Genomic DNA, 15,171 nt, shown 5'->3' on the forward strand with positions numbered 1-15,171 from the left:
TGTACAAATCTAAGACAGATCACACTTCTTAATATCTCGCTTTGCATCCCACTAAGTGTTTCTATAAAAGAAACAATAACAACAATGATATTACGCTTCGTACCCTTTAAAACCTCACATGATGAGAACACCACTATGTCAGAACAACCGATAACAGGATCTGCCACCCGTTCAACCGGACGGGTACGCTTCTTTGTGCTAGGCCTGGTGTTTATTAATATTATTATCAATTACATGGATCGAACCAACCTCTCGGTTGCCGCCACGCAAATGTCCGGAGAATTGCAGTTTACTCCGCTACAAATGGGGCTAATTTTTTCTGCTTTCGGCTGGATCTACGCCGCGCTACAGATCCCCGGTGGCTTTCTGATTGACCGCCTTGGCTCTCGCCTGGTTTATGGCGTTGGGCTGTTTATCTGGTCGCTGATTACCGCGCTGCACGCCGTCGCCAATAGCTTTGGTTCACTGGTCGGCCTGCGTTTAGGGGTGGGGGCCTTTGAAGCACCGGTCATGCCGTCTAACAACCGCGTCATCTCTAGTTGGTTCCCGGAGCAGGAACGCGCGACCGCTATCGGCATCTACTCTTCTGCTCAATTTGTCGGGATGGCGCTGATGACGCCAGTGTTGTTCCACGTGCAGGATCTCTTCGGCTGGCGAGGTCTGTTTCTGATTACCGGCGTGGTGGGGATGATCTGGGGCGTGCTGTGGTACTGCGTCTACCGCGACCCGCTGGATCATAAATCGGTATCGAAAGCCGAACTGGATCACCTGCGCGAGGGCGGTGCCGTGATGGAAAGCCGCGAGAACGCCGCGAAGCGCCCGTTCAGTTGGCAGGATCTGGGGCTGATGTTCAAAAGCCGTAAGCTAATTGGCATCTACTTCGGCCAGTTCACCATCTCCGCAACCTTCTGGTTCTTCCTGACCTGGTTCCCGACGTACCTGGTGCAGTATCGCCATATGGACTTCATTAAATCTGGCTACGTGGCCTCCGTCCCTTACCTTGCAGCCTTCGTCGGCGTGCTGCTGGCAGGATTTGTTTCCGACCGACTGATCCGGCGTGGCGTCTCCACCAGCTTTGCCCGCAAAGCGCCGGTAATCCTCGGCATGGCGCTGACGCTGTTTATTCTCGGCGCCAACTACACCGATAACCCAACGCTCATCATCCTGTTTATGTCCATCGCCTTCTTCGGTAACGGCCTGGCGACAATTACCTGGGTGTTTGTGACCGCTCTCGCGCCACGTCATCTGATTGGCCTGGCAGGCGGCGTATTCAACTTTACCGGCGCACTCTCGTCCATCGTTGTACCGATTGCCATCGGCGCGCTGATCGAAGGACACAACTTCGCCCCAGCGCTTGGCTTCATCGCCGTATTGGCCTGTCTGGGGATCTGCTCTTATCTGTTCGTGGTCGGAAAGATTGACCTCGACGGCGACAGCGCTATGCCGTCAACCGGTCGCAAAGCGTGACAAGTTCAGCCAGCCGCGAAGCCGTTTGCTCTGGGGTGACGTCGTACATCCCGGCAAAGGCCAGCGCGGCTTTATGCGAACCGAACTGGATAGGCTGTGCGAGGGACAACTCACCGTCATCGTGCGGCCAGACCACGTGCCCCTGCTGGCGCTGCTGCTGAAGAAACGGCGCAATACGTGCCATTTCATCGGCACTGAAGCGCGCAGCTAGCACCTCATCGCTTTCTGCTGCCAGCAGCGCAATACCGATGACCGACTGACAGGCCGGCATCATATGGAATCCCGCCAGCGCTTGGCTGATATGACTGCCGGGGCGGGAGTGGAAGATGTAGATAACCTGGTCCTCCCATAGGACACCCATGGCCACCACGATATCTTTCGGGGCATAGGTTTCCAGCAGAGGGAGGGCCTTTGAGAACAGCGTGGAACCGCGGATCGCCTGTGCCGCCAGCGCGTGGATACCAGGCCCTGGCAGGTAGCGACGCTGCTCATCCTGGGTAGTCAGACCGATAGCGGCCATGGTCATCAGCAGGCGATTCACGCGGGTTGGGTTAATGCCCATCAGGCGCGCCAGTTCGCGACAACCAATAGCCCGATCGCTGGAGACCAGATATTGCAGGCAGCGAATGCCGTCGATAAGGCTTTGATTAGGTTGAGACGACATAGCGGGATCCCATTTTTTTAAAGACTATTATTTTATCGCCAGAAAGGCAGGAATTACAATTTATGCAAATTTTTCAGCAAACCTATGAACGAGATTTTCCCCACCAAACGCTGCGTACCGATCTTCTGGTCGCTGGCGGCGGTCTGTCTGGGCTTTGCGCCGCCCTCGCCGCCGCCCGTGACGGTTTGCAGGTGGTCCTGGTGCAGGACCGACCGGTGCTCGGCGGCAACGCCTCCAGTGAAGTTCGTCTATGGGCTAACGGCGCTACTTCGCATATGGGCAACAACAACCGCTGGTCGCGTGAGGGGGGTATCATGGGCGAGATCCTCGAGGAGAATTTATGGCGTAACAAAGAAGGCAATCCGATGATGTTCGACCTACTGCTGCTGGATTTGGCGCAGCGCGAGAAGAACCTTACTCTGCTGCTTAACACCGCCATTTATGCCGTGAACCGCGAAGGCCAGCGGATTACCGAAGCAACTGGTTTTAACGCCGTCAACGAAACCTTCTACCATATTCAAGCCACGCAGTTTTGCGATGCCACGGGTGATGGCGTGCTGGGGCATCTCGCTGGGGCAGAATACCGCATCGGTGCGGAAGATGCCGAAGAGCTGGGCGAAAAAATGGCTCCTGGCGACAATTTCGGTCACAAACTCGGTCACTCCATCTATTTCTATACCCGTAAAAGCAGCGAAGCGGTGAAGTTCGTGCCCCCCTCATTTGCCCTCCAGGATATTGAAGCTATTCCGCGCTACAAACGCTTGACCTCAACGCTTAACGGCTGCGATCTATGGTGGCTGGAGTGGGGCGGCCGACTTGATACCGTTCACGACAGCGAACAAATTAAGTGGGAGCTGTGGAAAATCGTCTGGGGCGTCTGGAATTACATTAAAAACTCCGGCGAGTTTCCGGAAGCTGAGAATTTGACCATCGAATGGGTTGGTTCTATTCCCGGTAAACGTGAAAGCCGTCGTTTTATCGGCGACCATCTGCTGTGCCAGCAGGATATCATTGAGCAGCGCGACCATTACGATGCGGTGGGGTACGGGGGCTGGTCCATCGACCTGCACCCGGCAGACGGCGTCTACAGCCAGCACGATGGCTGCCGCCAGTTCCACAGTAAAGGCACCTACACTATTCCCTATCGCAGCCTTTACAGCCGCTCGCTGGACAATCTGTTCCTGACCGGCCGCCTGATTTCGGCTTCTCACGTAGCCTTCGGCAGCGCCCGCGTAATGTGTACCTGCGGGCTACTCGGCGAAGTCGTTGGCCGCGCCGCCGCGCTGTGCCAGCAGCATCAGCTCAGCGCGCCGCAGTTGGCGGAAGCGAATCACATCGGAAAGTTACAGCAGCATTTGCAGCAGTCCGGCTGCTATATCCCACGCCAGCAGCTACGCGATCCGTCGCGCGGCGCGCGGGTCTCCGCCAGCAGTGAAATGGCGTTGAGCGAACTTCCCGCCAGCGGTCGCTGGATGGCGCTGGATGAACGCATGGCGCTGTTACTGCCAGTGAAGGCAGATGAGTCGCTTCCGGCGCTGCATTTTACCCTGCGGGCAGCGGCCTCTCAGACGGTAAAAATTAGCCTGTTGAGCAGCCAAAAGGCCGCCAACTATTGCGCCGACACGCTGCTGGACGAACGTACGCTGTCGGTTCAGCAAGCTGGCGAATACCGCGTGGAATTTAACGGCAAGTGCGATGCCGACCGCTACCTGTTTATCGCCTTTGAGCGCAACAGTGACGTTGAGATCGCGCTGAGCGATTTAATGCTACCGGGCATAATGACGGTCTTCAACAGCCAGAATGCTCGCGTTGCGAAGCACCCTCGTCAGGTGGTTGACGGTGATTTCGGCGTTGAGGCATTTGATTTCTGGGTGCCGCGCCGCCGCCCTCATCAGGTGATGCCCGCCCTGCGTTTCGCCACACCGCTGCGCTGCTATAACGTGCAAAATCTGCTCAACGGCCGCCTGCGCCCGGAACTGCAGACTAACGGCTGGGTACCCGCACCGGATGACGCCGCACCGCGTTTGACCTGGGAATGGGATACGCCGCTGACAATCCGCTCGCTGACGCTGATGCTGGATAACGATTTCGATAATGCGATGGAAACCGTGCAGATGGGCCATGCCGAGGCGGTTACGCCTCACTGCGTCACCCACTACCGGTTATGGGTTGATAACCTGTTGATTACAGAAGTGAAAGAAAACCACCATTCGCTTTGCCACCATACGCTGAAGACGCCGATGACTGCGTCAAAAATCACGCTTGAGCTAGTGAAATCAGCCGGTGCGCTGCCCGCCGTTTATTCGCTTAACATCAATTAGCGCAAAACGCCCCCTCTTCTCTTTGGGAATAGGGGGCGGATGAAGGGAAATTTACTCAATATTCAACAGCTGACTCACCAGCGCAATATGGGTCTTAATCCCCACCGCCAGCGCGTCCTCATCAATGCGGAAATGCGGGTTATGCACGTTCCACGTCGCTCCTTTCTCTTTATTACCACAGCCAATAAACAGGAACGTCCCCGGAATTTTCTCCTGATAGGAGGAGAAATCTTCACTGCCGAACAGCGCCTTCTCTTCCAGCTTCAGCGTACCCGCCGGGAAGTGGCGGTCAATCGCTTCGCGGGCAATCGTGTTGGTCACCTCATGGTTATTACCCACCGCGTAGCCTTTCTGCCACTGGATATCGCAGCCCGCGCCGTGCGCCGCTGCAATGCCGTTCACAATCCGCGACATCAGCCCCGGCACAGTTTCCCGCACCTGCTGATTGTGGGTACGCAGCGTGCCCGCCAGGCGCGCGCTGTCGGGGATAACGTTATAGCTATCACCCGCCTGGAAGGTGGCGATGGTCAGCACCGGTGCGGTGCCGGGGTCGATATTGCGGGCCACAATCTGCTGCAACGCCCCCACCATTTCAGCGCCGATGGTCACCGGGTCGATACAGTGCTGCGGCATTGAACCGTGACCACCCTTGCCGCGAATGGTGATATCAAAGTTGTCGCTGGAGGCCACATAAACGCCCTCTTTTAAGGCGATCGTCCCTACCGGGCTGGTCGGAAAAACGTGCAGCCCAAAAATATGCTCCACATCGTCCACCACGCCCAGTTCCACCAGTTCACGCGCCCCGCCCGGCGGGACTTCTTCAGCAGGCTGGAAGATAAACTTGATGCTGCCGTGCAGCCGATCGCGGAGCTGGCAGAGCACTTTTACCGCCCCCATCAGCATCGCCGCATGGGCATCGTGACCGCAGGCGTGCATCACGCCGGGCACGGTTGAACAGAAACTTTCACCGCTCTCTTCCTGTAGCGGCAGCGCGTCGATATCGGCGCGCAGCGCCCACATTGGGCCAGGATGCGCACCGCGCAGCACGGCAATCACGCAGTTCTCCACCGGGCGACTGATTTCCAGACCGGCAAATGACGCCAGTTCGCGGGCGATATAGTCCGCCGTCGGCTTCTCCTGAAATGATAAATCCGGGTGGGCGTGAATATGGCGACGCCAGCGCAGCGCATCTTCAAAGGCCGCGGAGATTAACTGTTCAGTGGTGTGATTCATCAGATTATCCTTCTACTCAACAACAGGCAGGCTGGCGACGGTGCGGCGCTTCATCAGCGGCAGCACCGCCAGGGCGGAGCAGACCATCGCCAGTGACAGAAACGTAAACGCGCTGGCGTAACCGTGGGTGTTCTCCACCAGGTAGCCAATCACGATAGGTGAGACAAAGCCGCCCAGCGTGCCGCCGGTATTAATCAGGCCAATCGCCGAGCCCATCATATTCTCCGGCAGGCGTTTCATCGGCAGCGTAAAGGCAGTGACAAACGTCGACATCAGGAAGACCTCACCGACAAACAGCAGCAGGCTGGCGGTCAGCGGCGTCGCAGCATGGAAGATAGAAAAAATGGCCACGGCGCTCAGCAGGGCGCTAATCACAATCACCAGCGGTTCGCGATTGAGGAAGTATTTGCCCACCAGCCAGCCGGTGCCGAGCGAGGAGATCCAGATCCCAAGACCGCCCGCCGCCACCACATAGCCAGAAGCCGACAGCGACATCCCCATATGCTGGACGAAGAATTTTGGCAGCCACGCCATCAGGCCGTAGCTGGGAATATTGACGCAGAAAATCGACAGAAACAGCAGGATAACCGTTGGGTTACGCCACAGCGACGCGCCGGAAACGGCCTGCTTTTTCACGCTCGGCGTTACCTGCTGGCGCGGTACGCGCAGGGCAATCAGTGCGGCAATCACGCAGACCATCACCCCCAGTACGGTAAACGAGGTATGCCAGCCCATCATCGCCAGGGCGTTCACCGCGATAATCGGCCCGATAGTCATCGCCAGCCCCGCGGATGAGAGCAAAATCGACTGGGCGAAGGTGCGCTTCTCAACGCTGAAATTACTGACCACCGCCTTGGCGCACGAGCACGGATAGCCGGAATGGCCCACACCGGAGAGAAAACGAAACAGCAGCAGCAGGCCAAAACTCGCGCCCAACGCGCCAAAGCAAAGTGCGAAAATGCCCAGCGCCGCCAGCGACAGCACCAGCATGGTTTTGTAGCCAATGCGATCGTTCAGCCAGCCAGCAGGCACCTGAAACAATGAATAAGCAAGGAAGAAGATCCCGGTGATATAGCCCAGTTGCTCGGCGTTAAGGCCAAACTCTTTTTCGATAGGCAATAAAGCAAAGCCGGTCACGGTCTTGTCGATGTAGACAAATACGTAGCCAATAAACAGCAAAAAGATCATTTGAGACTGACTTTTCATTATTTTTTCCGCCTTGTGTCTCATTGGAATAGATGTTGTGTGAGGACGATTGCCCCTACGTATCCTGGCGCTTTACCCGAAAGGCGGGAAGATGTAATTTTTCTATAGGTGATGCTTTTTTCTGATAGGGGTAAGCGGTGAAATATTTACCAAAAGTGAACCAGCTACTGGCGCTAAAGCAGGTAGCGCGCAGCGGCAGCATTCGTGCAGCGGCCCGCGAGTTGGGGCAGTCTCAGCCCGCGCTCAGCCGCACGTTGCGTGAGCTGGAGCAAACCCTGGGGACGCAACTTTTATTACGCAGCAAAGAAGGCATCACCCTAACCGAAGCCGGCTGTGCGTTTTCGCAGCGTGCAGAGTGGGTGCTGGAGGAGCTGCGTCGCGCCGCCGATGAGGTGGAGCAGATAAACCATGCGACTCACGGTCGGCTGACCATCGGCTACTCGTCTCTCATTGCGCTGACGGTTTTTCCCGCCGTTGCCGACGCCTTTAAGCAGGCGCTGCCGCAGGTGGCGCTCACGCTGAAGGAAGGGCAGCTTTCTTCGCTGTTGCCCGGCGTACGTAGCGGTGAGATAGACCTGGCCGTTGGCTCCATCGACCCGATGCACCCGCCGGAAGGGGTGATGATTGAGCCGCTGTTCACCACCCCGTTTTGCGTGATGGCGCGCCAGGGACATCCGCTGGCAAATGAGGGGGATTTAATGGCGCTGCGGCGGGCAAAATGGCTGCTGCCGGAGTCGCCAATGGGCTACTACCAGCAGCTACAGAACGAGCTGTCTCACTTTTATCGCCAGTTGGCGATTGCACCGCTGCGCACCGATTCGGTGATAACCGGGCTGAATATGGTGCTGGAATCCGACTATCTGACCATCGTCGCCCGCGCCATGAGCCAGCCGCTGCAGCTGGAGGGGAAAATCGTCACGCTGCCGGTTTCGACCCTGCCCGCCGCGCAGTATTGCGCGGTCTGGTCGCAGAAATCGGCGCTCACGGCTAATGCCCAGCAGTTTTTATCGCGGCTGCGCGAAGCATGCCAGGGATATAACTGGTAGGACTGATAAGCGTAGCGCCATCAGGCAATTCGGCGCACATTGCCGGATGGCGGCGTTGCCTTATCCGGCCTACAACGGCCACCCCACAGTTATATCGCGACTAACTGACGCACGCCCTGCGCTTCCATTTCGTTACCGCGCCCGCGCTGCACGATGGTGCCGCGTGACATCACCAGGTAGCTGTCCGCCAGCTCGGCGGCAAAATCATAAAACTGCTCCACCAACAGAATCGCCATATCGCCCCGGTTGGCGAGGCTGCGAATCACCGCGCCGATCTCTTTGATCACCGACGGCTGGATCCCTTCGGTTGGCTCGTCGAGGATCAACAGCTGCGGCTTGCACGCCAGCGCTCGGCCGATCGCCAGCTGCTGTTGCTGCCCGCCCGAGAGATCCCCACCCCGCCGCTGCTTCATTTCACGCAGTACCGGAAACAGCGCGTAGATCTCCTCCGGTACGCTTTTGGCCTGCGCGCCAGAAAAGCGCGACAGCCCCATCAGCAGGTTCTCTTCGACCGTCAAACGCGGGAAAATCTCGCGCCCCTGCGGTACATAGGCAATCCCCTGCTGCACCCGCTGGTGCGGCTTGCAATGGTTAATCAGCTTGCCCTGCCAATGCAACGTGCCAGATTTCGCCGGGATGATGCCCATCAGGCATTTCAGCAGCGTGGTTTTGCCCACGCCGTTGCGCCCTAGCAGACAGGTAATCTCGCCCGGCGTGGTCTCAAACGACAGGCCGCGCAGAATATGGCTGCCGCCGTAATACTGATTTAAATCGTTCACCTGTAACATATTAGCGCCCCAGATAGACTTCAATAACCTGCTCATTGGCCTGCACATCGCGCAGCGAGCCCTCGGCGAGCACCTGCCCTTGATGCAGCACGGTGACGTGGTCGGCGATGGTCTCGACAAAGCCCATATCGTGCTCCACCACCATCAGCGAATGCTTGCCCGCCAGCCCGCGAAACAGTTCGGCAATATAGTCCGTTTCAGCGTCGGTCAACCCGGCGGCGGGTTCATCAAGCAGCAGCAGATGCGGTTCCTGCACCAGCAGCATGCCAATTTCCAGAAACTGCTTTTGCCCGTGGGAAAGCAGCCCGGACGGGCGATGACGATGCGCGGTCAGCCGCAGCAGCTCCAGCACTTCGTCAATACGATCTCGCTGGGTGCCATTAAGCGTGGCGCGCAGGCAGGTCCAGACCGATTTATCCATTTTCAGCGCAATTTCGAGGTTCTCCATTACGCTCAGCGCCTCAAACACCGTCGGCTTCTGGAATTTGCGGCCAATACCCGCGCGGGCAATCTCCACCGACGACAGCCCCATCAGGTCGACGTTCTGGTCGTAGGTCACTTTGCCGCTGTCCGGCCGGGTTTTACCGGTGATCACATCCATCAGCGTGGTTTTTCCCGCGCCGTTCGGGCCAATGACGCAGCGCAGTTCACCGACGCCAATCGACAGCGATAGGTCGGTCAGCGCACGAAACGAGTCGAAGCTGACGTTGATATTTTCCAGCTGCAGCACCGGGTCGGTGGTATCGCGGTAGCGGTCCTGAGGCTGCGGCTGGGTGAACAGGGAATCAGTCATGCTTTCTCCTTTTGAGCAGGCCAATCACGCCGCGCGGCAGGAACAGGGTGACGAGAATAAACATCAGGCCAAGGAAAAAGAGCCAGAAGTCCGGGAAAGCGACGGTGAAGAAGCTTTTCGCGCCGTTAACGATCCCCGCGCCGAGGATCGGGCCAATCAGCGTGCCGCGCCCGCCAAGCGCTACCCAGATGGCGGCCTCAATCGAGTTGGTTGGCGACATTTCACTGGGGTTAATAATCCCCACCTGCGGCACGTATAGCGCGCCCGCCAGCCCGCATAGTACGGCGGAGAGCGTCCAGACAAACAGCTTGAAGCCTTTCGGGTCGTAGCCGCAGAACATCAGGCGGTTTTCCGCGTCTCGAACCGCAGTCAGCACCCGGCCAAACTTGCTGCGGGTGAGCATCAGGCCAATCGCTAGCGACCCCGCCAGCAACAATACGGTGGCGACAAACAGCGCGATGCGCGTGCCGGTCGCTGACACCGGGAAACCCAGCAGCGTAGTAAAACCGGTAAAGCCGTTATTGCCGCCAAAGCCCGTTTCGTTGCGGAAAAACAGCAGCATCCCGGCGTAGGTCAGCGCCTGAGTCATGATGGAGAAGTACACATCTTTAATGCGTGAGCGGAAGGCGAAATAGCCGAACACCAGCGCCAGCAGGCCAGGGACGAGAATAATCAGACAAAGTGCCCAGGCAAAATGCTGGGTGCCGGCCCAGAACCACGGCAGTTCGGTCCACGACAGGAACGACATAAACGCGGGAAGACCGTCGCCCGAAGCCTGGCGCATCAGGTACATCCCCATCGCGTAACCGCCAAGGGCAAAGAACAGCCCATGGCCCAGCGACAACAGCCCGGCGTAGCCCCAGACCAGATCCAGCGCCACGGCCACCACCGCATAGCAGAGGATTTTGCCCATCAACGTCAGCGTGTAGGTTGAGATAGCCAGCGGGTTTTCCGCTGGCAGCAATGCCAGAAACGGCAGTACCAGTAGCGCTACCAGCGCCAGCGCCGCCAGCGAGCAGGTCAATCGCGGCGCACGCCGCGCGAGAGTTAACGTAATAGGTTGGCTCATCAGTCAATTACCCGCCCTTTGAATGCGAACAACCCCTGCGGCCGCTTCTGAATAAACAGCACGATCAGGACCAGAATGGCAATTTTGCCCAGCACCGCGCCTATCTGCGGCTCCAACACTTTGTTCAGCACGCCCAGCCCCAGCGCGGCGACTACGGTGCCAGCCAGTTGCCCCACGCCGCCGGTGACCACCACCAGGAAGGAGTCGATGATGTACCCCTGCCCCAGTTCCGGGCCGACGTTGCCAAGCTGCGATAGCGCCACGCCACCCAGCCCGGCAATGCCGGAACCGAGGCCAAACGCCAGCATATCGACACGTCCGGTGGGCACCCCGCAGCAGTCCGCCATGCGGCGGTTCTGCGTCACCGCTCGCACGTTCATGCCAAGGCGGGTTTTGTTGAGCAGCAGCCAGGTCAGCGCCAGCACGCCAATCACAAAGAGGATCACCGCAATACGGTTGTATGGCAGCACCAGGTTTGGCAGCACATTCCAGCCGCCAGAGAGCCAGGAAGGGTTCGCCACTTCAAGGTTCTGCGTGCCGAACAGCACGCGCACCAGTTGGATAAGCATCAGGCTAATCCCCCAGGTTGCCAGCAGCGTCTCCAGCGGGCGGCCGTAGAGGTGGCGGATGATGGTACGTTCCAGCAGCATCCCCACCGCCGCAGTGATAAAGAAGGATACCGGCAGCGCCACCAGCGGATACAGCGCCAGCCACTCCGGCGCCAGACGTTGAAACGCGTCCTGTACCATCCAGGTGGCGTAGGCGCCAAGCATCAGCATTTCGCCGTGGGCCATATTGATAACGCCCAGCAGGCCGTAGGTGATTGCCAGCCCCAGCGCAGCAAGCAGCAAAATGGAGCCGAGCGAAATGCCGCTAAACGCCTGCCCAAGCCAGTCGCCCCACTTCAGGCGCTGCTGTACCTGCTTAAGGCTTTCGGCAGCGGCGGCGCGCACCGCCGGGTCGGGTTCATTTTGCGGCTGAGTCAGTCGGCTGAGGCTCGCCTGCACCTGCGGGTCGCTGGCTTCGCCTAAGAGCTTCACGGCGCTAAGGCGCTGCTCGGCCCGGCTATCGGAGAGCTGTAAATTGGCAACGGCGATTGCCAGCGCGGTGTGCACTCCAGCATCCGTTTCCACCGCCAGACGCTGTCTGAGCATCGGTAGCTGGTCCTGCTGAGCGCTATTTTGCAAGGTGAGCGCGGCGTTCAGACGCACTTTTACGTCGTTGCTGACCAGTTGGTGCGAGGCTAACGCACTGGCCACCAGTCCGCGAATGCGGTTATTCATAAACACTTTTTTGGTACTACCAGAAGGTGCAGCACTCCCTTCCAGCGGCGTTAACTGGCCATTTTTTTCAGTAAACAGCTGGCCCTGCGCATCGCTCACCACCGCTTCCTGGCTCAGCGCCTGCAATAGCGGCAAACGGTCAGCCTGCGGTGCGGCCGCCCACGCCTGAAGCAGCTGCGCCTGCTCGGTGCGGCTAGCATGACCATAATCGGCCGCCGCACCGGCTCGCGCCGGAAGGCTGGTCAACAGACCGCTTAAAAGGAGAAGGAGAAAGAGCAAGGCGGGGAAGTAAAGCGCCGCGCGTTGTCCCGTTATTATATTCATCGTTGAATTCCTGTTGGTATACAAGATGGAATTCAATTAGCAATGCCCGTGCCAAATATATAAGGAACTGATTTTAATCAAATTAAAATAAAAACAACGTCATCATTAAATATTCCACCGCACCGCCAAAGCACATCCGCGCACGGTAATAGCGCAGTTCGTCATAGGGAAAATAAATAGGTTAAGCAGCGAGTCAAAATAATTATTTATATCCATCCCACCGCTTATTCCATGTTATTTGCGTGGTTATTTCAGGACGAAAAAAAATTATTCAAAGTGTGAAGGAATATGCAACTATCAAAATCAGTTATTGATAATGAGAAACGTTATCTACAAACTTCCCATTTTTATTTTTTCGCCTCACTTGCTGCGTGCCGATCCTCCCCGCTATCGGACGCGGTAGTAACAGTCTCAGGCAATCGCCGTTCCCCTCGAACGCCGCTTGCCGGGAAACATGCAGCACCGCGCTGCTTCTTTAACTCACTACGCGCATCTTTGGGCCGATCGTTGTCTGCCCGTGCGCAGGAATGATGATGATTAATAAGAAATATACTCTCTGGGCGCTTAACCCCTTGCTGCTTGCCATGATGGCGCCCGCCGTCGCCCAACAAAGCGATGACGAAAATATGGTGGTATCTGCCAGCCGTAATAACCGCACCGTAGCCGAGATGGCGCAAACCACCTGGGTTATCGAAAATGCCGAACTGGAACAACAGATTCAGGGCGGTAAAGAGCTGAAAGACGCGCTGGCCCAGTTGATCCCCGGCCTGGACGTCAGCAGCCAGAGCCGCACCAACTACGGCATGAACGTCCGCGGTCGCCCGCTGGTGGTGCTGATTGACGGCGTGCGTCTCAACTCATCGCGCACCGACAGCCGCCAGCTCGACTCCATCGACCCGTTCAATATCGAACACATTGAAGTGATCTCCGGCGCCACTTCGCTGTACGGCGGCGGCAGTACCGGCGGGCTTATCAATATCGTGACCAAAAAAGGCCAGCCGGAAACCCAGGTTGAGTTTGAAGCGGGAACGAAGAGCGGCTTTAACAGCAGTAAAGATCACGACGAGCGTATCGCCAGCGCCGTCTCCGGCGGTAACGAACATATCTCCGGGCGCATGTCGGTGGCCTATCAGAAGTTTGGCGGCTGGTACGACGGCAACGGCGACGCCACCCTGCTGGACAACACCCAGACCGGGCTACAGTATTCCGACCGTCTGGATCTGATGGGCACCGGGACGCTGAATATTGATGAAAACCAGCAGTTACAGCTGGTGACCCAGTACTACAAGAGCCAGGGCGATGATGATTATGGCCTGAATCTGGGGAAAAACTTCTCCGCGCTTACCGGTGCCACCAAACCTTACGTCAGCAGCGGGATGAACTCCGATCGTATTCCGGGCACCGAACGCCACCTGATGAGCCTACAGTATTCCAACAGTAGCTTCCTTGGTCAGGAGTTGGTCGGGCAGATTTACTATCGCGATGAGTCCCTTAAGTTCTACCCGTTCCCGTCCGTCGACAAGAATATGAAGTTAACCAGCCTCTCGTCATCTCAACAGGAAACCAATCAGTACGGCGCCAAACTGACGCTGAACAGTACGCCGCTGGATGGCTGGCAACTCACCTACGGGCTGGATGCCGATCACGAGCGCTTTACCTCAAACCAGATGTACTTCAATAAAGATCTGGCGAACGCTTCCGGCGGGATGAACAACCAGCAGATTTACACTACCGGGCGCTATCCTTCCTACGACATCAGCAACCTGGCGGCGTTTTTACAGTCAAGCTACGACATCAACGAGATCTTTACCCTCAGCGGCGGCGTGCGCTACCAGTACACCGAAAACAAGGTCGATGATTTCGTCGGTTACGCCGTACAGGAGCAAATTGCGTCTGGCGCTATCAAATCTGCCGATGCGATTCCTGGCGGTTCGACGGACTACGACAACTACTTGTTTAACGCCGGTCTGTTAATGCACATCACCGAGCGCCAGCAAACGTGGTTTAACTTCTCGCAGGGCGTAGAGCTGCCGGATCCGGGCAAGTATTACGGTCGCGGCGATTATGCGGCGGCGGTGAACGGCCATCGGGCTCTGACCAACAGCGTCAACGTCAGTGACAGCAAGCTACAGGGCATCAAAGTTGACTCTTATGAGCTTGGCTGGCGCTACACCGGTGACAACCTGCGTACCCAAATCGCGGCTTACTACTCACTGTCTGATAAGAACGTGAAGGCGAATAAAGATCTGACCATCAGCGTCGTAGACGACAAACGTCGCATTTACGGCGTGGAAGGTGCGGTGGACTACTTTATTCCAGACACCAACTGGAGCACCGGCGGTAACTTCAACGTGCTGAAAACCGAGTCGAAGGTGAACGGCAGTTGGGAAAAATATGACGTGAAGGTCGCGAGTCCGTCGAAAGCCACCGCCTATATCGGCTGGGCGCCAGATCCATGGAGCCTGCGCGTACAGAGCACAACGTCGTTTAAGCTGCGTGATGAAGCGGGCAATGAGATTGATGGTTACACCACTATAGACCTGCTCGGCAGCTACGCTCTGCCGGTTGGTAAGCTGAGCTTTAGCGTTGAAAACCTCTTCGACCGTGATTACACCACCGTGTGGGGTCAGCGTGCGCCGATGTACTACAGCCCAGGCTATGGCCCGGCTTCGCTGTATGACTACAAAGGTCGTGGGCGGACGTTTGGGTTGAACTATTCGGTGCTGTTCTGATGGAAGAGTTGCGCTGTTAGCTCGGCTTAGGGCGAAAAAAACTGATATTTGTTAGTGAGGTGAAGGGTTCCGTTCACTTTACGTCGGGTGGAATATGAAGTTCCATCACCGGCGAACGGGCCAAGGGGGGACTCATCGGTTTCAGTGACATTCGTGTATTTTTTGCCGTTAACTTAAAGACCGCACGGTTTTTGGTGGCGTCTAAATCGCCGAAGCGTTTCCCGTAGGCCGGGTCAGCCCACAGG

Annotated in this window: 11 protein-coding genes; 4 read left to right on the top strand and 7 right to left on the bottom strand. The window is 57.3% G+C overall.

Annotated features, from left to right (window positions below):
• Positions 1–135: 135 nt before the first annotated feature.
• Positions 136–1,467: an MFS transporter gene (locus RDN66_RS14825; RefSeq protein WP_202216379.1), complete on the top strand. Its 1,332-nt coding sequence runs from the start codon at positions 136–138 to the stop codon at positions 1,465–1,467.
• On the opposite strand, the gene RDN66_RS14830 is transcribed toward RDN66_RS14825, so the two are convergent.
• Positions 1,439–2,131, bottom strand: coding sequence for a hypothetical protein (locus RDN66_RS14830; RefSeq protein ID WP_035897827.1), 693 nt, complete (start codon positions 2,129–2,131; stop codon positions 1,439–1,441). The genes RDN66_RS14825 and RDN66_RS14830 overlap by 29 nt on opposite strands.
• A 62-nt stretch (positions 2,132–2,193) precedes the next feature.
• On the opposite strand from RDN66_RS14830, the gene RDN66_RS14835 reads away from it, so the two are divergent.
• Complete coding sequence (locus RDN66_RS14835; protein ID WP_202216380.1) at positions 2,194–4,452, top strand: FAD-dependent oxidoreductase; 2,259 nt, start codon at positions 2,194–2,196, stop codon at positions 4,450–4,452.
• A gap of 51 nt (positions 4,453–4,503) precedes the next feature.
• Here RDN66_RS14835 and RDN66_RS14840 read toward each other — a convergent pair whose 3' ends face one another.
• Both RDN66_RS14840 and RDN66_RS14845 read right to left on the bottom strand, forming a co-directional pair.
• The gene (locus RDN66_RS14840; protein WP_202216381.1) at positions 4,504–5,685 is read right to left on the bottom strand and encodes an amidohydrolase; all 1,182 of its coding nucleotides are present in this window, start codon (positions 5,683–5,685) and stop codon (positions 4,504–4,506) included.
• A gap of 12 nt (positions 5,686–5,697) precedes the next feature.
• Positions 5,698–6,891 carry an MFS transporter gene (locus RDN66_RS14845; RefSeq protein ID WP_202216382.1) on the bottom strand — a complete coding sequence of 398 codons (1,194 nt, stop codon included), beginning with the start codon at positions 6,889–6,891 and terminating at the stop codon, positions 5,698–5,700.
• Between the two features lie 137 nt (positions 6,892–7,028).
• Here RDN66_RS14845 and RDN66_RS14850 point away from each other — a divergent pair, with 137 nt between their 5' ends.
• Entirely contained in the window at positions 7,029–7,937 is a 909-nt protein-coding gene (locus RDN66_RS14850) for a LysR substrate-binding domain-containing protein (RefSeq protein ID WP_308537949.1), read from the top strand.
• Between the two features lie 89 nt (positions 7,938–8,026).
• Here RDN66_RS14850 and urtE read toward each other — a convergent pair whose 3' ends face one another.
• Genes urtE through urtB form a run of 4 tightly spaced genes read right to left on the bottom strand, consistent with a single transcriptional unit; the run spans position 8,027 to position 12,194 of the window.
• A complete protein-coding gene (gene urtE / locus RDN66_RS14855) occupies positions 8,027–8,725 on the bottom strand; it encodes an urea ABC transporter ATP-binding subunit UrtE (RefSeq protein ID WP_035896802.1) in 699 nt (232 codons plus the stop codon).
• Position 8,726: 1 nt separating this feature from the next.
• A complete protein-coding gene (gene urtD / locus RDN66_RS14860) occupies positions 8,727–9,518 on the bottom strand; it encodes an urea ABC transporter ATP-binding protein UrtD (protein WP_123649966.1) in 792 nt (263 codons plus the stop codon).
• Entirely contained in the window at positions 9,511–10,587 is a 1,077-nt protein-coding gene (gene urtC, locus RDN66_RS14865; RefSeq protein WP_035896798.1) for an urea ABC transporter permease subunit UrtC, read from the bottom strand. Before urtC ends, urtD begins: the two co-directional genes overlap by 8 nt.
• Entirely contained in the window at positions 10,587–12,194 is a 1,608-nt protein-coding gene (gene urtB / locus RDN66_RS14870; protein WP_202216384.1) for an urea ABC transporter permease subunit UrtB, read from the bottom strand. The genes urtC and urtB overlap by 1 nt, the downstream gene beginning before the upstream one ends.
• A gap of 530 nt (positions 12,195–12,724) precedes the next feature.
• Here urtB and iutA point away from each other — a divergent pair.
• A complete protein-coding gene (iutA, locus tag RDN66_RS14875) occupies positions 12,725–14,926 on the top strand; it encodes a ferric aerobactin receptor IutA (RefSeq protein WP_202218160.1) in 2,202 nt (733 codons plus the stop codon).
• Positions 14,927–15,171 lie beyond the last annotated feature (245 nt).

The sequence above is a fragment of the uncultured Kluyvera sp. genome, from assembly GCF_902485085.1.
In the GTDB taxonomy this organism is placed as follows: Bacteria; Pseudomonadota; Gammaproteobacteria; order Enterobacterales; family Enterobacteriaceae; genus Kluyvera; species Kluyvera ascorbata.